The organism is Burkholderia sp. 22088 (assembly GCF_052045915.1).
Classification (GTDB): domain Bacteria; phylum Pseudomonadota; class Gammaproteobacteria; order Burkholderiales; family Burkholderiaceae; genus Burkholderia; species Burkholderia cepacia.
Genome location: NZ_JBQEPY010000025.1, coordinates 100785 through 119679, shown reverse-complemented (window position 1 = coordinate 119679; position 18895 = coordinate 100785). Strand labels below are relative to the sequence as shown.

Below are 18895 nucleotides of genomic sequence, written 5' to 3'. Positions count from 1 at the left end.
ACCGTCCGGACTGACGATGGAAAATCTGCAGAGCCGCCTGCTGTCGCACCGGCTGGAATCGGTCATTCGCGACTTCCACCAGCCGGTGATGATCTGGCAGGCGGCGATCCTCGTCGGCGCGCTGTGTTTCGCATGGGTGACCGCGCGCTTCGTGCACGGCCGCATCGATGCACGCCGCCGGGCGGCCGGCCGCGCACCCGGCGCGGGCGCGCAAAGCCTGAAGCGCGCGCTGTTCCCGTTGTTCGGCAGCGTCTTCGTCGGCGCCGCGCAGCTCGCGTTCGACCCGTTCATGTCGACGTCGCTGCTGTCGCTGGCGCTCGTGCCGCTGTTCGGCATCGGGCTGATCTACGTGCTGTTCTTCTTCGCGCGGCGCGTGTTCGCGCGCGACGGCCACACACATGCGTGGCTGTCGATCGTCGAGAAGATCGTGTCGACCGTCGTGTGGGCCGCGATGGTGCTGACCGTGCTGGGCATTCAGCGCGACGTGCTGGGCTGGCTCGACAGCGTGCAGTTCCGCGTCGCCAACGCGCACCTCACGCTGCTGTCGGTGATTTCCGGCGCGCTGTGGGTATGCGTGACGCTGATGGTCGCGATGTGGCTGGGCTCGGTGCTCGAGGATCGCCTCACGCGCGCAAGCACGCTCGACGCGAACCTGAAGGTCGTGCTGTCGCGGGTCGGCCGCGCGCTGCTGGTATTCGCGGCGATCCTGATCGGGCTGTCGCTGGTCGGCATCGACGTGACGGTGCTCGGCGTGTTCGGCGGCGCGGTGGGTGTCGGCCTCGGTTTCGGGCTGCAGAAGATCGCCAGCAACTACGTGTCGGGCTTCATCATCCTGCTCGACCGCTCGCTGCGGCTCGGCGACGCGATCAGCGTCGGCGGGCTGCAGGGCGTCGTCACGCAGATTCGCACGCGCTACACGGTCGTGCGCGGCCTCGACGGCAACGAGACGCTGATTCCGAACGAGAAGCTGATCACCGACGTCGTGCAGAACCAGTCGTCGTACCTGACGCGCGGCTACGCGAAGGTTGCGGTGCAGGTCGCGTACACCAGCGATGTCGAGCACGCGCTCGTGTTGCTCGCCGATGCGGCCAGGGATGTGCCGCGCGTTCTGGCGGAGCCGGCTCCGACCCCGTATCTGGTGAGTTTCGGTGCGGACGGGATCGACCTGGAGCTCGGTTTCTGGATCGAGGATTCGGCGAAAGGCACGTCCGGCGTGCGTTCGACCGTGAACCGCAATATCTGGCGGCTGTTCAGCGAGCACGGGATTTCGATCCCGTTCCCGCAGCGCGAAGTGCGGGTCGTGGGGCTGCCCGACGGCTTTTCTTCTGCCGGCGTGTCGGCCGGCAACGGCGCGGCGGACGGGCGCGCGCCGGCTGCGTAGCGCAAGCCGGTCGCCAAATGTATCGGCCCCGCGGTCGGAACCGGATCGCGGGCCGTTCCAAGTCCGCCCATGGACTGCGCCTGTTGCGTCAGGGCAAGAAAATGTTCATTTTTTACAAAGACTTGGAACGGTTGAAGTAAAATTCTGGTCTACACGCGGTATGCTTTCATTTTTCTGACGCTTGGCGCGGGCCGGCGTCGCTCTCATCACAGGTAACTGCCTTGTTGAATTCCCTGCTCGATTTTCTTTCCCACGGGCTCCTGCATTTTTCGTGGTGGCAGGTCGCGCTGTTCGCGCTCGCCGTCACGCACGTCACGATCATCGGCGTGACGGTCTACCTGCACCGCTGCCAGGCGCATCGCGCACTCGAGCTGCATCCGATCGCGAGCCACTTCTTCCGCCTCTGGCTGTGGATGACGACCGGCATGCTGACGGGCCAGTGGGCCGCGATTCACCGCAAGCACCATGCGAAGTGCGAGACCGAGGAAGATCCGCACAGCCCGCAGACGCGCGGCATCTGGAAGGTGTTCCTCGAGGGCGCCGAGCTGTATCGCGCGGAAGCGAAGAATGAAGAGACGATGCGCAAGTTCAGCCACGGCACGCCGAACGACTGGATCGAACGCAATATCTACTCGAAGTACCCGATCCTCGGCGTGAGCCTGATGATGGTGATCGACGTCGCGCTGTTCGGCGTGCTCGGCCTGACCGTCTGGGCCGTGCAGATGGTCTGGATTCCGTTCTGGGCGGCTGGCGTCGTCAACGGCTTCGGTCACTTCTGGGGTTATCGCAACTTCAACTCGGCCGACGCGAGCACGAACCTGTTCCCGTGGGGCATCGTGATCGGCGGCGAAGAGCTGCACAACAACCACCACACGTTCGCGACGTCGGCGAAGCTGTCGAACAAGTGGTACGAGTTCGACATCGGCTGGATGTACATCCGCATCATGTCGGCATTCGGTCTCGCGAAGGTGAAGAAGGTCGCACCGACGCCGCGCCTGAACAAGCCGAAGACGGTGCTCGACCAGGAAACGCTGCAGGCCGTGCTGTCGAACCGCTACGAAGTGATGGCGCGCTACGGCAAGGCCGTGAAGCGCGCATACCGCCAGGAGCTCGCGCACCTGAAGGAAATCGGCGGCGAGAAGTACCAGCTGATGCGCGGTGCGCGCAAGTGGTTCCACAAGGATGCCGACGGCCTCGACGAGCCGCAGAAGAAGCTGCTGCCGGAAATCTTCGCGAACAGCCAGAAGCTGCACACGTACTTCCAGCTCCGCCAGGATCTGGCCGCGATCTGGGATCGTTCGACCGCGTCGCGCGAACAGCTTCTCGCGCAATTGCAGGATTGGTGCCATCGCGCAGAACAAAGCGGCATCAAGGCGCTGCAGGAATTCGCGACGCGCCTGCGCCGCTACGCCTGATTCGAAATCGATTAGAATCTAAGGACGTCAAAAACCCCGCGTTGGCGGGGTTTTTTATTTGGGCTTCCGGTTTTTGAAGGTGATCGGCAGGGCCGGATTTGTATGAGGCTTGGGGCAGCGGCGAATGGTTGCCCCGGGGCGAGCACAGGGGTGAGGCCGGAGGGGGCGCCAAGGCGCTGATGCTGGTCGACCGCGAAGCATGGATCGAAGTAAATGCCAAAGCACTAACTTGGATCGACCGCGAAGCATGGATCGAAGTAAGCGCCAAAGCACAAACTTGGATCGACCGCGAAGCATGGGATCCAAGTAAGCGCTAAAGCGCTAACTTGGATCGACAGGAGATATGGAGATGCAATCGACGATCAAACCCGTCGAATACGATCGGCCCGTCGCAGCAGGGACCGTTTGCGGCGTGGGGCAGGCATGGGCCAAGGTGCCCGACGCACCGTCCGCCGAAGAGCGCGCTGCACTGAAGGCACGTATCAAGGCGCTGCTCGTGCGTGAAAAGGCCGTCCTGGTCGCGCACTACTACGTCGACGCCGAATTGCAGGAACTGGCCGACGAAACGGGCGGCTGTGTCGCCGACTCGCTCGAAATGGCCCGCTTCGGCCGCGATCACGACGCGCAGACGCTGGTCGTCGCCGGCGTGCGCTTCATGGGCGAAACCGCGAAGATCCTGAGCCCGAACAAGCGGATCCTGATGCCCGACCTCGATGCGACCTGCTCGCTCGACCTCGGCTGCCCGGTCGACGAATTCTCGGCGTTCTGCGATGCGCATCCCGACCGTACCGTCGTCGTCTACGCGAACACCAGCGCCGCCGTGAAGGCGCGCGCGGACTGGATGGTCACGTCGTCGATCGGCCTCGAGATCGTGGCCGACCTGCATGCGCGCGGCGAGAAGATCATCTGGGCGCCGGATCGCCATCTCGGCAGCTACATCCAGAAGAAAACCGGCGCGGACATGCTGTTGTGGCAAGGCTCGTGCCTCGTCCACGACGAGTTCAAGGGCATCGAACTCGACCTGCTGCGCGCCGAGTATCCGGACGCGAAGGTGCTCGTCCACCCCGAATCGCCGGAAAATGTCGTCGCACAGGCGGACGTCGTCGGCTCGACGACGCAATTGATCGACGCAGCCGTGAAGTTCGACGCGACGCGCTTCATCGTCGCGACCGATCTCGGCATCCTGCACAAGATGCAGCTTGCGGCGCCCGGCAAGACCTTCATCGCTGCACCGACGGCCGGCAACAGCGCAACCTGCAAGAGCTGCGCACATTGCCCGTGGATGGCGATGAACGGCCTCGCGAACCTCGCCGATGTGCTCGAACGCGGTCACAACGAGATCTTCGTCGATCCCGCGATCGGTGAGCGTGCCCGTCTGCCGATCGACCGGATGCTCGATTTCGCAGCGGCGCACAAGAAGCGCGTGCAGGCGAGCGGCGATCTGCAGCGCGACCAGCAACTGTTTGCGAACGTGGGGGCTGCATGACGAACGCAGCCGTATCCCCGCTGTTCGACGTCGTCCGCGAGCAATACGGCGCGGCATTCGACGATGCGATCACGCGCAACGTGGCCGATGCGATCGCGGAAGACGTCGGCACGGGCGACCAGACCGGGCGGCTCGTGCCGGCCGGCGGGCGTCGCCGGGCGCGCATCATCGTGCGCGAGGACGCCGTGCTGTGCGGTGTACCGTGGTTCGAGGCCGTGATTGCACGAATCGATCCGGCGATCGTCGTGCAATGGCGCTATCGCGAAGGCGACCGGATGACGCCCGATTCGACCGTCTGCGAACTCGAAGGGCCGGCGCGTGCACTGCTGACGGCCGAGCGCAACGGACTGAACTTCCTGCAGTTGCTGTCGGGTGTCGCGACTGCGACGCGCCGTTACGTCGAGCGCGTCGAAGGCACGCGCGCGAAGATCCTCGACACGCGCAAGACGCTGCCGGGCCTGCGGCTCGCGCAGAAATACGCTGTGCGTGTCGGCGGCGGCGAGAACCAGCGTCTCGCCCTGTATGACGGCATCCTGATCAAGGAGAACCACATCGCAGCGGCAGGCGGTGTCGGCGAGGCACTCGACGCGGCGTTCGCGCTGGAGTCGGGCGTGCCCGTGCAGGTCGAAGTCGAGACGCTCGCGCAACTCGATACGGCGCTCGCGCACCGCGCTCAGTCGGTGCTGCTCGACAACTTCACGCTCGACATGATGCGTGAAGCGGTGCGTGTCGCGAACGGCAAGGCTGTGCTCGAAGTGTCGGGTGGCGTCAATTTCGATACGGTGCGTGCGTTCGCGGAAACGGGTGTCGACCGTATCTCGATCGGCGCGCTGACGAAGGACGTGCGCGCGACGGACTATTCGATGCGTATCGTCGACTGACCGCGCGACATACCGTCTGACAAAAAAGCCGCTGGCGCGCAAACGCCAGCGGCTTTTTTCGTGGGCCGCAGCCGGGAACGGCGGGCGGTCAGCGGCGCGAGCGGGGCGTGAGCACGCTCGGCAGCGCCTTCGGCAGCGTGTGCGGCCAGTCGCGGCTGTAGTGCAGCCCGCGGCTTTCGCGGCGCGAGTACGCGCTTTTCACGATCAGTGTCGCCACGTCGACGAGATTGCGCAGTTCGAGCAGGTCGCGCGTCACGCGGAAGTTCGCGTAGTACTCCTGGATCTCGTCGCGCAGCAGCGACAGCCGGTGCTTCGCGCGTTCGAGACGCTTGTCGGTACGCACGATGCCGACGTAGTTCCACATCAGGCGGCGCAGCTCGTCCCAGTTGTGCGCAACGACGACTTCCTCGTCCGCATCCGACACGCGGCTTTCGTCCCACGCGGGCAGCGTGGCGGGCGTTTCGGCATCGAAGCCGGCCGCCTCGATCGCGTCGGCCGCCGCGCGGCCGATCACGAGACATTCGAGCAGCGAGTTGCTCGCGAGCCGGTTCGCACCGTGGAGCCCGGTGTACGACGTTTCGCCGACCGCATACAGGCCCGCGAGATCGGTGCGCCCGGCGAGATCGGTGACGACGCCGCCGCACGTGTAGTGGGCGGCCGGCACGACGGGAATCGGCTGCTTCGCGATATCGATGCCGAATTCGAGGCAGCGCGCGTGGATCGTCGGGAAGTGCTCGCGCAGGAACGCTTCCGGCTGGTGGCTGATGTCGAGATACACGCAGTCGATCCCGCGCTTCTTGATCTCGAAGTCGATCGCGCGTGCGACGATGTCGCGCGGTGCGAGTTCGGCGCGCGGATCGTGCGCGGGCATGAAGCGCGTACCGTCGGGCAGCTTCAGCAGGCCGCCTTCGCCGCGCACGGCTTCCGAGATCAGGAACGACTTTGCATAGGGATGGAACAGGCAGGTCGGGTGGAACTGGATGAATTCCATGTTGGACACGCGGCAGCCCGCGCGCCACGCCATCGCGATGCCGTCGCCGGTCGCGGTGTCGGGGTTCGTCGTGTACAGGTAGACCTTGCCGGCGCCGCCGGTCGCGAGCACCGTATGCGGCGCCTCGATCGTGATCGTGCGGTCGTTGTCGACGTCGAGCGCATACAGGCCGTGACAGCGGCGGCCGGGCAGGCCGAGGCGGTCCGACGTGATCAGGTCGATCGCGTGGTGGTTTTCGAAGAACGTAATGTTCGGATGCTGGCGCGCCCGCGCCGACAGCGTCGCGAGCACCGCGTGGCCGGTCGCGTCGGCCGCGTGGATGATCCGGCGGTGGCTGTGGCCGCCTTCGCGCGTGAGGTGGAAGCCGAGCTCGGCTGCGTCGTCCTTCGTGAACGGCACGCCCTGGGAGATCAGCCATTCGATCGCTTCGCGGCCGTGCTCGACGATGTAGCGCGTCGCGCCTTCGTCGCACAGCCCGCCGCCGGCGACCAGCGTGTCGTCGACGTGGTTCTCGATGCTGTCCGCCGAATCGAGGACGGCCGCGATGCCGCCTTGCGCGTTATCGCTGGCCCCCTCCATCATCGAACGTTTCGCGATCAGCGCGACACGTCGCGTGCTGGCCAGGTTGAGTGCGACCGACAGCCCTGCCAGGCCGCTGCCGACGATCGCCACGTCGAATTTCATGCTGCATCTCCATCGTTACGCTTTTGATCTTGTGCGTTCCGGCGGCCGCAGCCGCGGAAAGGGGAGAGCATACCGCGTCGCGCCGGCGCGTGCGCGCAAAACAAAAAGCCCCGCATGTGCGGGGCTTTTCGGTCGCCGTCAGGCTGGCAGAAACCGGAGATTACTTGATCTTGGTTTCTTTGTATTCCACATGCTTGCGGACGACGGGATCGAACTTCTTGATCGCCATCTTTTCCGGCATGTTGCGCTTGTTCTTCGTGGTCGTGTAGAAGTGACCCGTACCAGCGGTCGACTCGAGCTTGATCTTGTCGCGTGCGCCTTTTGCCATGATTGTGCTCCTTGGGCTTAGGCTTCGCCGCGTGCGCGCAGGTCAGCGAGCACGGAATCGATGCCGTTCTTGTCGATCAGGCGCAGGCCGGCGTTCGAGACGCGCAGGCGCACCCAGCGGTTTTCGCTCTCCACCCAGAACCGGCGGTTTTGCAGGTTCGGCAGGAAGCGGCGCTTCGTCTTGTTGTTGGCGTGGGAAACGTTGTTGCCGCTCATCGGCGCTTTCCCAGTTACTTGGCATACGCGTGCCATGAGAGCACTCCTAATACGCTAAATTCGGGGTTCGATCGCCGATGAAGGTTCCATCGTACCGCCACGTGATCCATGGCTGCACTCAGAACGCCGAAGCCCTTACAGACAAGGCCCTTCGATGGCTAGAACTGGTTGGAAAAAAGACAGACGGCGATTCTAGCAGAAAAAGTTCAGAAAAATCAAACCTAATTTCGCATCGCCGTTGCGGCGCCCTTAGGCGGGCCGCAACCGCACAGTCTACAGCCAACCGGCCCGTGCGAACGAAAAAGTATCACTGGTGCCGATGACGACGTGATCGAGCAGCTGAACGTCGACGAGCGCGAGCGCGTCGTGCAGCACGCGGGTCAGGCGCCGATCCTCCGCGCTCGGCTGCACCGCGCCGGACGGATGGTTGTGCGCGACGATCAGCGCCGCGGCGTTGTGCACCATCGCGCGGCGCACGATCTCGCGCGGGTAGACGGCCATGCGAGTCAGCGAGCCGCGCGTGATTTCCTCGGTGTCGATCAGGCCATGGCGCGCGTCGAGGTAGACCGCGGCGAACACTTCGTGCGGGCGCGCACCGATCTTCATCCGCAGATAGTCTTCGACCGCGCCGGGCGAATCGATCAGCCTCTTCTCGCGCGCTTTCTCCTTCAGCACGCGCCGCGCGATCTCGGTGACCGCAACCAGCCGCGCGGAGCGCGCGGGGCCGATGCCGGGGTGCGCCTCGAAATCGTCGGCGGTTGCCTCGAGCAGCCCGCGCAACGTCTTGAACTGCCCGACCAGCGCGCGGGCCGTGACGAACACGTCGTGCCCCGGCTTGCCGGTGCCGAGCAGCAGGGCGATCAGTTCGTCGTCGGTCAGCGCGGCCGGCCCGCGCTCCAGCAATCGCTCGCGCGGCCGCTCGGGCCGCCAGTCGCGCGGGCGGCGCTTGCGCCGGCGGATCGGGAGGCCGCGGCCGGGCGGAGCGGCAGATAGATCGGCGGTGTCGCGGCATTCGACGGGCGGCGGGGTGAGGCAGGGTGACAGCATGCTCGAAACTCCATTGGCGGCGGGCGGTGTGCGCGACGTCGTCGCACTTTCCGCCTTGCGCGCTCAGGTGACTTACAATATTGGCTTTGCGCCGGGCCTTTCGGCCGTATCGGGCGCCGACCGAACGAGTAATTCATGAGCCTCATCGATCTATCCGAAGTGAAGCCCGGTTCCCACGTCACGTTGCATTACCGGCTGGCACTGGCCGACGGCGCCGACATCGTCAACACCTTCACCGACAAGCCGGCCACGCTGCTGCTCGGCGCGGGGCAACTGGCGCCGTCGCTGGAACAGATTCTGATCGGGCTCAGGGTCGGCGACCATTCGACTTTTCAGCTAACGCCCGAACAGGGGTTCGGTCCCCGCAATCCCGACATGCTCCAGCGCGTCACGCTGTCGACGCTGCGCGAGAACGGGATGGTCGGCGACGATTTCACGCCGGGCGAACTGATCGAGTTCAATGCGCCGGACGGCGGCCGGTACGCGGGGGTGCTGAAGGAAGTCAGCGAAACCTCGGCACTGTTCGACTTCAATCATCCGCTCGCGGGCCAAGCGCTCACGTTCGAAGTGAAAATCATCGGAATCCTGTAATCATGAGCACCACCGATACGCTGTCCGGGCAGACCGTCGCAGCCGACGCCGAAATCCTGCTGGCCCAGCCGCGCGGTTTTTGCGCGGGTGTCGATCGCGCGATCGAGATCGTCGAGCGCGCAATCGCGATGCACGGTGCGCCGATCTACGTTCGTCACGAAATCGTCCACAACAAGTACGTGGTCGAGGATCTGAAGAAGAAAGGCGCGATCTTCGTCGAGGAACTCGAGGAAGTGCCGGCCGGCAATACCGTGATCTTCAGTGCGCACGGCGTGTCGAAGGCCGTGCGCGACGAGGCCGACGTGCGCGGGTTGCGCATTTACGACGCAACCTGCCCGCTCGTCACGAAGGTGCACGTCGAAGTGGCGAAGATGCGCCAGGACGGCGTCGACATCGTGATGATCGGCCACAAGGGCCATCCGGAAGTCGAAGGCACGATGGGGCAGGTCGAGCGCGGCATGCATCTCGTCGAGAGCGTCGAGGACGTGCAGAAGCTCGAACTCGCCGATCCCGAGCGCATCGCGCTCGTCACGCAGACGACGCTGTCCGTCGACGATGCAGCCGAGATCATCGGCGCGTTGAAGGCCAAGTATCCGAAAATCCGCGAGCCGAAGAAGCAGGACATCTGCTACGCGACGCAGAACCGCCAGGACGCAGTGAAGTTCATGGCGCCGCAATGCGATGTCGTGATCGTCGTCGGCAGCCCGAACAGCTCGAATTCGAGCCGCCTGCGCGAAGTGGCCGAGAAGCGCGGCGTGGACGCCTACATGGTCGATGCACCCGACCAGATCGACCCGGCATGGGTCGCGGGCAAGCGCCGCATCGGCGTGACGGCCGGCGCGTCGGCACCCGAAGTGCTCGCCCAGGCCGTGATCGCGCGTCTGCGCGAGCTCGGTGTGCGCAACGTCCGCGCGCTCGAAGGCATCGAGGAAAACGTGTCGTTTCCGCTGCCGCGCGGGTTGAACCTGCCGCCCGCCGCGTGATTGACGCAGCGCACCTGCGGACACACCGAAGCGCGCCTCCCGGCGCGCTTTTTTTTACCCGTCGGAATTGTAATCGCAACCATTCTCCGCATTCATGGTGCAACCCGGTTGCTCCTGTCGTTTTCAAGCGTCTCTCAAAATTGGTTGCAATGCAGGAAAACCCCATCGAATCAGGATTATTGGCGTCCTATAAATGGAGTTACAATGCGCCCGTTTTCAGGCCTGAATGGCTTTGAAATCGGGTTTTGGCAAGGCGCGGGAGACCATTCGATGCATGTGAAGTTGGCTTACGCCGTGTCCGTCGCCGCACCGGTTGCAATGCTTGCCGGCTGCAGCAAAAAGAGCGACGGCGGGGCGGGGAGGGAGGCTGCGGTGTTCGCGGCACCGCCGGCCAGCGGCGTGCGCGTCGCCGGAACCGTTCGTGCGGCACCGTTCGCGTGCCGCATCGCGCAATTGGGCAAGGACAAGGAAAACGGGGCACGTTTGGCGATCGAGGAAATCAACGCGCTTGGCCTGGCGAACGGTCAGGCAGCGGGCACGCAGGTTGCAATGCAGCAAGCCGCCGGTCGTGGCGTGACAGCGACCATGCGCGCCGATCGACGCAGGCCGGCCATGGTGCCCGGCGCTGCGGGCAGCGTGCCGATGTCGCCGGCCCCCTTTCATTTCGATTCGACGAAACAGCGTGTTGCAGCGAGCAATGGTGTCGCGGCGCGCGGCCTGGTTCGTACGATGGATTCCGACGCAGTCCTGACGAATGTCGGGCACGGCGTTCGCGGTGCCTTGCGGGGCGGCGCGACACGGAATCCGATCTGCCCGGATGCGGGGCTCGCCTCGCACCGGACGGGAAAAGGCACGGATGCCGGGCAACCGGACGATGGCCGTCTCGGCATGCTGCCCTACGACTTCAAGGAGGCCACGAACACCGTCCTCGATGTCGTGACGATTTAGCGACGGGACTCATGACGGCACCGGAACAGTGCGGTGCCGTTTCTGTATCCGCTCCGGCGGCAAGTCCGGCCGTACAGGCCGGGCGGCGCGCGCCGGGACGATCCACCCTTACCGGTATCGACTAGTACCCGCAGTGTCGCCGAGAAGGCGCGATTCCTCGCTTACCCGCGGGGCGCACCGTCCTCCGGCAGCACGGGCCAAGGAGCTTTAAATGGATATTTTCGTCCAGCAGGTTCTCAACGGGCTGGTGCTCGGCAGTGTCTACGCCATCATCGCGTTGGGCTACACGATGGTGTACGGCATTCTCGGCATCATCAACTTCGCGCACGGCGACGTGCTGATGATCGGCGCGATGGTCGCCTTGTCGGCCATCACCGTGCTGCAGAACCATTTCCCCGGACTCGGCAACGTCGCGACGCTGACGATCGGCCTGGGCATCGCCGCCGTCGTCTGTGCGTTCGTCGGCTTCACGATCGAGCGGGTCGCATACCGGCCGCTGCGCCGCGCACCGCGCCTCGCCCCGCTGATCACCGCGATCGGCGTGTCGATCCTGCTGCAGACCGCCGCGATGATCATCTGGTCGCGCAACCCGCTGCCGTTCCCCCAATTGCTGCCGACCGATCCGATCAACGTGATCAAGGCGACCGACACGACGCCCGGCGCCGTGATCTCGGTTACTGAAATCGTGATCATCGCGGTGGCGTTCATCGTGATGGGCGGCCTGCTGCTGCTCGTGCACAAGACCAAGCTCGGCCGCGCGATGCGCGCGATCGCCGAAAGCCCGAACACCGCGAGCCTGATGGGCGTGAACCCGAACTTCGTGATCTCGGCGACGTTCATGATCGGCTCCGCGCTCGCCGCGCTGGCCGGCGTGATGATCGCGTCCGAATACGGCAACGTGCACTTCTACATGGGCTTCATCCCCGGCATGAAGGCATTCACGGCCGCGGTGCTGGGCGGGATCGGCAACCTCGGCGGCGCAATGGTCGGCGGCGTGCTGCTCGGCCTGATCGAGCAGCTCGGGGCCGGCTACATCGGCAACCTCACGGGCGGTGTTTTCGGCAGTAACTACCAGGACGTGTTCGCCTTCGTCGTGCTGATCATCGTGCTGGTGTTCCGTCCGTCCGGCCTGTTGGGCGAACGTGTCGCGGATCGCGCGTAACGGAAGGGAGCAAACAACATGACATCCATTCAACCGATTGAATCCTCGACGTCGCTCGTCGAAGAGCGCAACACCGCCAAGACCGTCATCATCGGCATCCTGACCGCTGCGTTCGTGATCGCCGCGCCGATCATCATCGGCTCGGCCGGCGGCAACTACTGGGTCCGCGTGCTCGACTTCGCGATGCTGTACGTGATGCTCGCGCTGGGCCTGAACGTGGTGGTCGGCTTCGCCGGCCTGCTCGACCTCGGCTACATCGCGTTCTACGCGGTGGGCGCGTACACGGCGGCATTGCTGAGCTCGCCGCACCTGACCTCGCAGTTCGAGTGGATCGCGGCGCTCGCGCCGAACGGTCTGCACATCCCGTTCCTGATCATCGTGCCGATCGCGATGGCGCTGGCGGCGACCTTCGGGATCCTGCTCGGCGCGCCGACGCTGCGCCTGCGCGGCGACTACCTGGCGATCGTGACGTTGGGCTTCGGTGAAATCGTCCGGATCTTCATGAACAACCTCGACCGTCCGGTGAACATCACCAACGGCCCGAAGGGGATCACGGGCATCGATCCGGTGCACGTCGGCGGCTTCAACCTGTCGCAGACGCACTCACTGTTCGGCCTGCAGCTGCCGTCGGTCTACATGTATTACTACCTGTTCGTGCTGTGCTCGCTGCTGGTGATCTGGGTGTGTACGCGCCTGCAGCACTCGCGTATCGGCCGTGCCTGGGCAGCCATCCGCGAAGACGAAATCGCGGCGAAGGCGATGGGCATCAACACCCGCAACGTGAAGCTGCTCGCGTTCGCGATGGGCGCGTCGTTCGGCGGCCTGTCGGGCGCGATGTTCGGTGCATTCCAGGGCTTCGTGTCGCCCGAGTCGTTCACGTTCTGGGAATCGATCGTCGTGCTGGCGTGCGTGGTGCTCGGCGGCATGGGCCACATCCCGGGCGTGATCCTGGGCGCGGTGCTGCTCGCGATCTTCCCGGAATTCCTGCGCTCGACGATGAGCCCGCTGCAGCATGCGCTGTTCGGTCACGACGTCGTCGATACGGAAGTGATCCGTCAGGCGCTGTACGGCCTCGCGATGGTGGTCATCATGCTGTACCGTTCGGAAGGCCTGTGGCCCGCGCCGAAGCATGAGGACAAGATCGCGAAACTGGCGAAGCGCAACAGCAAGAAGCCGGTGCGCGCTTAACCTACGGACACAGGGGATATACACATGAGCGACAAGCAAATCCGACTGTCCGTCAAGGGCGTGAACAAGCGCTTCGGTGGCCTGCAGGCGCTATCCGACGTCGGCCTCGAGATCAAGGAAGGCGAGATCTACGGGCTGATCGGCCCGAACGGCGCCGGCAAGACGACGTTCTTCAACGTGATCACGGGCCTCTACACGCCGGACTCCGGCGAGTTCAAGCTCGACGGCTCGGAATACAAGCCGACCGCGGTGCACCAGGTCGCGAAGACGGGCATCGCGCGCACGTTCCAGAACATCCGCCTGTTCGGCGGGATGACGGCCCTCGAGAACGTGATGGTGGGCCGCCACGTGCGTACCAAGCACGGGCTGCTCGGCGCGGTGTTCCAGACGCCGGCCGAACGCCAGGAAGAGCGCGAGATCAAGGAACGCGCGATCGAGCTGCTCGAATACGTCGGTGTGCTGCAGTACGCCGACTACACGTCGCGCAACCTCTCGTACGGCCACCAGCGCCGTCTCGAGATCGCGCGCGCGCTGGCGACCGACCCGAAGCTGCTCGCGCTCGACGAGCCGGCGGCCGGGATGAACGCGACCGAAAAGGTCGAACTCACGCGCCTGCTCGACAAGATCCGCTCGGACGGCCGCACGATTCTGCTGATCGAGCACGACGTGAAGCTCGTGATGGGGTTGTGCAACCGGATGACGGTGCTCGATTACGGCAAGGTGATCGCCGAGGGTCTGCCGCAGGACGTGCAGAAGAATCCGAAGGTGATTGAGGCATATCTCGGCGCAGGGGTGCACTGATGGCAGCGGCAATGTTGAAAATCAAGGGCTTGCAGGTCAACTACGGCGGCATCCAGGCCGTCAAGGGCGTTGACATGGAAGTCCGTCAGGGCGAGCTCGTGACGCTGATCGGCGCGAACGGCGCAGGCAAGACCACGACGATGAAGGCGATCACGGGTCTCAAGCCGTATTCGGCAGGCGACATCGAGTACGACGGCAAGTCGATCAAGGGCGTGCCGACCCACGAGCTGCTCAAGCGCGGCCTCGCGATGGTGCCGGAAGGTCGCGGGATCTTCGCGCGGATGTCGATCGTCGAGAACATGCAGATGGGTGCGTACCTGCGCAACGACACCGAGCAGATCAAGAAGGACGTCGACCGCATGTTCGGCTTCTTCCCGCGTCTGAAGGAGCGTGCGACGCAGCTCGCGGGCACGTTGTCGGGCGGCGAGCAGCAGATGCTGGCGATGTCGCGCGCGATCCTGTCGAAGCCGAAGCTGCTGCTGCTCGACGAGCCGTCGATGGGCCTGTCGCCGATCATGGTCGAGAAGATCTTCGAAGTGGTGCGCGAGATCTCGAAGGAGGGCATCACGGTGCTGCTCGTCGAGCAGAACGCACGCCTCGCGCTGCAGGCGGCCGACCGCGGCTACGTGATGGATTCGGGCACGGTCACGATGGAAGGCGATGCGAAGCAGATGCTCGACGATCCGAAGGTGCGTGCCGCGTATCTCGGTGAATGAGTGAGTGAATGAGCGGGCCCGGTGGCGCGCGACGGCAGGTGCCGGGCGCGTCGCACACGGGCTGTCGAAAGGCTGTCACGGGATGCCGTGACAGCCTTTTTTTTCGTGTCATGCGATCCGGGGCGAACTTGTGCGTGCGGGCGCGACTCCATTCGACTGTTGCGCCGCGCACGCGACGCGGGAACGATGGGGCAGGGCCGCCCGAAGCCGGTCGCCCGACACCGGTCGCCCGAAGTCGGTCGCCTGCAAACCGACACACGGGCCGTGTAGCATCGACGGCTCATCGGGACACGGAGAGCACGCATGAGTCTGGACTACGGTTTCGTGAAGGCGAAGGTGACATCGGTGGCGAAGCTGAAGGGCTCGCCGCACGGCAGCGAGATCCAGTATCACATCCACCTGACGCTGGCGTTGCCGGGCGGCAACTGGGACGTCGCGATCAACGTCGGCACCAGCGACGCGGACGACTTGCTGAACTACAAGCTCGTCTACGATTTCCACCACCCGATCACGCAGACGCTCGCGGCCGCGGCCGAAGGCTATACCGACCTGACGGGGCAGGCCGCATTGCCCGCGCTCGACTACCTGCGCAGCGACATCCTGAACGAAACGGGAGCGTGGCGCGCGAGCGCCGTGATGGACGGCACCGAGAATCCGGAGCCGATCCCGTCGCTGCTGCGGCTCGTGAACGCCGCGCAGTCGCAGGGGCTCGACGTCGTCGTGTTCGGCCGCTCGTATGCCGAAGGCAACGGCATCCACGACACGCACATGAACCAGGGTTCGACCGGCTCGAACTACGTGCACCGTGCGGGCGACGACCACAACGACCACAACGACATCTGGCAGGACGGCGCGCTGATCGTGCGCGTGAGCGACACGCAGTGGGCCGCATATTTCGCCGCGTTCGAGCAGCAGGCCGTGCCGACCGACGCGCTCGGCAATCCGCTGCCGGGCGCGGGGCCGATCACGCGCTGAGATCGCCGGCGGCCGGCTTTCGCGTCATGCGGCCGGCAGCGTCTTGCCGAACGAGATGCGTTCCTCGACGCGGTAGCCGAGCGCCGCGTAGAAGCGGCACGCATCGTCGTTGCCCGGCAGCACCTGCAGGTTGATCTTCAGGCAGCCGCGCGCGGCGAGCGCGCGTTCCGCATGTGCGATCAGCGCGCGGCCGATGCCGAGCCGCCGCGCGTCGTTCGATACGCCGAACGAGTAGAGCCAGCCGCGATGTCCGTCGAAACCCGCCATCAGCGTGCCGACGACGCGTGCGCCGCTGGTCGCGACGAAAAACAGCTCCGGCTGCGTCGCGAGCTTCAGCTCGATCGATCGCATCGGATCGCGGTGCGGCGGCGCACCGGCTTCGTCGTACTGCGGGAACGCGTCGCGCCATACCGCGAGCACGGCATCGGTGTCGGCGTGTTCGAACGGGCGGATTGCGACAGCATCGGCGGCGGCATCCATCGGCGGGCTCTCCTCAGAGCGTGTCGAGAACCGACCGCAGCATCGCCATCATCTGGTCGATCTCTTCGGTCGTCACGTTCAGTGCGGGCATGAAGCGCAGCAGGTTCGGCCGCGCGGCGTTCAGCAGCAGGCCGTCGGGCTGCATGTCGCGTGCCTTCTCGACGATCTGCGGGCCGATGTCCTTGCCGAGCAGCAGCGCGCGCAGCAGGCCTTCGCCGCGTTCGCCTTCGAAACCGCGCTCTTCCGACAGCTCGAGCAGCTTGCGCTTCAGGTATTCGCTGCGCGCGCGCACGCCTTCGAGGAAGCCGGGCGCGACGAGCTGCGAGATCACCGAATAGCCGACCGCCGTCATCAGCGGGTTGCCGTTGTACGTGCCGCCCTGGTCGCCGGCCTCGAACACCGCGACCTCGGCCTTCGACAGCAGCGCGCCGAGCGGGGCGCCGCCGCCGATGCCTTTCGCGAGCGTCATGACGTCCGGCTCGATGCCGGACAGCTCGTACGCGAACAGCGTGCCCGCGCGGCCGCAGCCGCTTTGCACCTCGTCGACGATCAGCAGCAGGTTGTGCTGCTTCGTCAGCGCGCGCAGCGCCTGCATGAATTCGCGCGTCGCCGGAATCACGCCGCCTTCACCCTGGATCGGCTCGAGCATCACCGCGACGGTCTTGTCGGTGATCAGCCTCTCGACCGAGTTGATGTCGTTGAGCTCGGCCTTCGGGAAGCCCGGCACCTGCGGTGCGTAGATCGTGTCCCAGCCCGGCTTGCCGCTGGCCGACATCGTCGCGAGCGTGCGGCCGTGGAAGCTGTGGTCGAACGTGATGATCTCGTAGGCGCCGTTCTTGAACTTGCGGCCCCACTTGCGCGCGAGCTTGATCGCGCCTTCGTTTGCCTCCGCGCCGCTGTTCGTGAAGAACACCTTGTCGAACACGCTGTGCTGCGTGAGCAGGCCCGCGAGCTTCGCCATCGGTTCGTTGTAGAACGCGGGCGACGGGTTCAGCAGCTTTTCCGCCTGGGTCTTCAGCGCTTCGACGATGCCGTCGTTGCAGTGGCCGAGGCTGTTGACGGCCCAGCCCTGGATGAAGTCCAGATAGCGCTTGCCCGTGTGATCGTAGAGCCACGAACCCTTGCCGTGCGTAAACACGATGTCGGGGCGGTTCGTGATGTACATCAGCGAGTCGATCGGATAATCGTTCAGGGGCATGGCAGCAGACTCCAGCGGGCGTTGAAAGGGAAACAGGCAATAAAAAAGCCACGGAAGGCCGTGGCTGGTGGGTCGAACAGCTTGTGCGTAACCGGTGAGGCGGTGTGGGGGTTACGCGCGAGTCCGTGACGAGCCTGCGGCATCCGGGCGGAGCGGCGAGCGGCGACGTCGAAGGGCGGACAGGAAGCAGTTCATGTGCGCAAGCATAAGGCATCCCGCGCCTCACTGTAAACCGCCGCGATGCCACGGATGTGACATCGCGGTGCGGGACGCGGATGCGCGGGTGTCAGACCGGATGCGCGAGATCGGCGGCGCTCGTGAACGAGTCGGCGTAGAACTCGTCGGCCGGCAGCGCGTGGTGCTGCGTGAAGTCGCGCTGCGCGGATTCGACCATCACCGGCGCGCCGCACGCGTACACCTGGTAGCCCGACAGGTCGGGCAGATCCTCGATCACCGCGCGATGGACGAAGCCGGTGCGGCCCGTCCACTGGTCGCCGGCGTCCGGCTCGGAGAGCACCGGCACGTACTTGAAGTTCGGGATCTCGCGTGCCCACTGCTCGGCGAGCTCGTCGAGGTAGATGTCCTTCTTGCGGCGCGCGCCCCAGTAGAGCGTCATCGGGCGCGTGATGCCCGTGTGCTTCACGTGCTCGATGATCGCCTTGATCGGTGCGAAGCCCGTACCCGATGCGAGCAGCACGATCGGCTTGTCGGAATCCTCGCGCAGGAAGAACGTGCCGAGCGGGCCCTCGAAGCGCAGGATGTCGCGCTCCTTCATCGCGCCGAACACGTGGTCGGTGAACTTGCCGCCCGGCATGTGGCGGATGTGCAGCTCGATCGGGCCTTCCTCGTGCGGCGCGTTCGCCATCGAGTAGCTGCGGCGCGAGCCGTCCTTCAGGATGAACTCGACGTACTGGCCCGCGAGATACTGCAGGCGTTCGTTGGCGGGCAACTGCAGCTTCACGACCATCACGTCGTCGGCCTTGCGTTCGAGCGCGGCGATCCGGCACGGCAGCTTCTTGACCTGCACGCCGTCGACGCCGGCGATTTCGCGCACGTCGATTTCGAGATCGCACTGCGCCTTCGAGCAGCACAGCAGCGCGAGGCCGCGCGTGCGCTCGTCGTTGGACAACGCCGACGCGGCGTGCGGGCCCTGTTCGATCTGGCCCGACACGATCTGGCCCTTGCAGGAGCCGCACGCGCCGTTCTTGCAGCCGTACGGCAGATGGACGTTCTGGCGCAGCGCAGCCGCCAGCACGGTTTCATCCGACTCGACCTGGAATTGCCGGCCGCTTTGCTTGAGAGTGACGTTGAATGCCATAGAACCAAACTAGAACAAAATGTGGGGACCGTGCATGTCGAGCACGGCAGCTACAATGCAAGCCCGTTGCGCGTCGCGCAACGGTGGCTACTGATTTCGCAACCAAC

Annotated in this window: 20 protein-coding genes; 13 read left to right on the top strand and 7 right to left on the bottom strand. The window is 65.1% G+C overall.

The annotated features are described in order from the left end of the window. Positions 1-16 precede the first annotated feature (16 nt). The 5 genes from ACTJLD_RS36900 to nadC all read left to right on the top strand — a co-directional run bounded on the left by ACTJLD_RS36900 (position 17) and on the right by nadC (position 5163). A complete protein-coding gene (locus ACTJLD_RS36900) occupies positions 17-1381 on the top strand; it encodes a mechanosensitive ion channel family protein (protein WP_059697752.1) in 1365 nt (454 codons plus the stop codon). A gap of 221 nt (positions 1382-1602) precedes the next feature. Then, positions 1603-2796: a DesA family fatty acid desaturase gene (locus ACTJLD_RS36895; RefSeq protein ID WP_027786669.1), complete on the top strand. Its 1194-nt coding sequence runs from the start codon at positions 1603-1605 to the stop codon at positions 2794-2796. A 179-nt stretch (positions 2797-2975) separates the two neighbouring features. Next, positions 2976-3113: a hypothetical protein gene (locus ACTJLD_RS36890; protein WP_155648074.1), complete on the top strand. Its 138-nt coding sequence runs from the start codon at positions 2976-2978 to the stop codon at positions 3111-3113. A gap of 32 nt (positions 3114-3145) precedes the next feature. After that, entirely contained in the window at positions 3146-4282 is a 1137-nt protein-coding gene (gene nadA, locus ACTJLD_RS36885; RefSeq protein WP_021160750.1) for a quinolinate synthase NadA, read from the top strand. Beyond that, positions 4279-5163 (top strand): carboxylating nicotinate-nucleotide diphosphorylase, encoded by an 885-nt coding sequence (gene nadC, locus ACTJLD_RS36880; protein ID WP_440661212.1) that lies wholly within the window; start codon positions 4279-4281, stop codon positions 5161-5163. Before nadA ends, nadC begins: the two co-directional genes overlap by 4 nt. Before the next feature lie 88 nt (positions 5164-5251). Here nadC and nadB read toward each other — a convergent pair whose 3' ends face one another. The 4 genes from nadB to radC form a co-directional block, all read right to left on the bottom strand. Beyond that, a complete protein-coding gene (gene nadB, locus ACTJLD_RS36875) occupies positions 5252-6838 on the bottom strand; it encodes an L-aspartate oxidase (protein WP_027786671.1) in 1587 nt (528 codons plus the stop codon). A gap of 160 nt (positions 6839-6998) precedes the next feature. After that, on the bottom strand, positions 6999-7166 hold the full coding sequence (rpmG, locus tag ACTJLD_RS36870) for a 50S ribosomal protein L33 (protein WP_006478046.1): 168 nt from the start codon (positions 7164-7166) through the stop codon (positions 6999-7001). Positions 7167-7183: 17 nt separating this feature from the next. Then, positions 7184-7417 (bottom strand): 50S ribosomal protein L28, encoded by a 234-nt coding sequence (rpmB, locus tag ACTJLD_RS36865; protein WP_004186391.1) that lies wholly within the window; start codon positions 7415-7417, stop codon positions 7184-7186. Between the two features lie 237 nt (positions 7418-7654). Beyond that, entirely contained in the window at positions 7655-8428 is a 774-nt protein-coding gene (radC, locus tag ACTJLD_RS36860) for a RadC family protein (protein WP_440661210.1), read from the bottom strand. 135 nt (positions 8429-8563) lie between these two features. On the opposite strand from radC, the gene ACTJLD_RS36855 reads away from it, so the two are divergent. From ACTJLD_RS36855 to ACTJLD_RS36820, 8 genes are all read left to right on the top strand, one after another. Then, positions 8564-9019 carry an FKBP-type peptidyl-prolyl cis-trans isomerase gene (locus ACTJLD_RS36855; RefSeq protein WP_027786673.1) on the top strand — a complete coding sequence of 152 codons (456 nt, stop codon included), beginning with the start codon at positions 8564-8566 and terminating at the stop codon, positions 9017-9019. Between the two features lie 2 nt (positions 9020-9021). Next, positions 9022-10002: a 4-hydroxy-3-methylbut-2-enyl diphosphate reductase gene (gene ispH, locus ACTJLD_RS36850; RefSeq protein WP_021160756.1), complete on the top strand. Its 981-nt coding sequence runs from the start codon at positions 9022-9024 to the stop codon at positions 10000-10002. 204 nt (positions 10003-10206) lie between these two features. Beyond that, the gene (locus ACTJLD_RS36845) at positions 10207-10950 is read left to right on the top strand and encodes an amino acid-binding protein (RefSeq protein ID WP_440661208.1); all 744 of its coding nucleotides are present in this window, start codon (positions 10207-10209) and stop codon (positions 10948-10950) included. A 211-nt stretch (positions 10951-11161) separates the two neighbouring features. Further along, on the top strand, positions 11162-12112 hold the full coding sequence (locus ACTJLD_RS36840) for a branched-chain amino acid ABC transporter permease (protein ID WP_006478051.1): 951 nt from the start codon (positions 11162-11164) through the stop codon (positions 12110-12112). An 18-nt stretch (positions 12113-12130) separates the two neighbouring features. Further along, positions 12131-13300: an ABC transporter permease subunit gene (locus tag ACTJLD_RS36835; RefSeq protein ID WP_027786675.1), complete on the top strand. Its 1170-nt coding sequence runs from the start codon at positions 12131-12133 to the stop codon at positions 13298-13300. Positions 13301-13324: 24 nt separating this feature from the next. After that, positions 13325-14101, top strand: coding sequence for an ABC transporter ATP-binding protein (locus ACTJLD_RS36830; RefSeq protein WP_021160760.1), 777 nt, complete (start codon positions 13325-13327; stop codon positions 14099-14101). Then, entirely contained in the window at positions 14101-14817 is a 717-nt protein-coding gene (locus ACTJLD_RS36825) for an ABC transporter ATP-binding protein (RefSeq protein WP_027786676.1), read from the top strand. Before ACTJLD_RS36830 ends, ACTJLD_RS36825 begins: the two co-directional genes overlap by 1 nt. Before the next feature lie 303 nt (positions 14818-15120). Next, positions 15121-15792: a DUF2278 family protein gene (locus ACTJLD_RS36820; RefSeq protein WP_059686583.1), complete on the top strand. Its 672-nt coding sequence runs from the start codon at positions 15121-15123 to the stop codon at positions 15790-15792. A 24-nt stretch (positions 15793-15816) separates the two neighbouring features. Here ACTJLD_RS36820 and ACTJLD_RS36815 read toward each other — a convergent pair whose 3' ends face one another. The 3 genes from ACTJLD_RS36815 to ACTJLD_RS36805 form a co-directional block, all read right to left on the bottom strand. Next, entirely contained in the window at positions 15817-16272 is a 456-nt protein-coding gene (locus tag ACTJLD_RS36815) for a GNAT family acetyltransferase (protein WP_119336932.1), read from the bottom strand. Between the two features lie 13 nt (positions 16273-16285). Next, positions 16286-17470, bottom strand: a complete 1185-nt coding sequence (locus ACTJLD_RS36810) for an acetylornithine transaminase (RefSeq protein ID WP_027786679.1) — start codon at positions 17468-17470, stop codon at positions 16286-16288. Positions 17471-17756: 286 nt separating this feature from the next. Then, the gene (locus ACTJLD_RS36805; RefSeq protein WP_021160764.1) at positions 17757-18788 is read right to left on the bottom strand and encodes a CDP-6-deoxy-delta-3,4-glucoseen reductase; all 1032 of its coding nucleotides are present in this window, start codon (positions 18786-18788) and stop codon (positions 17757-17759) included. Between the last annotated feature and the right edge of the window lie 107 nt (positions 18789-18895).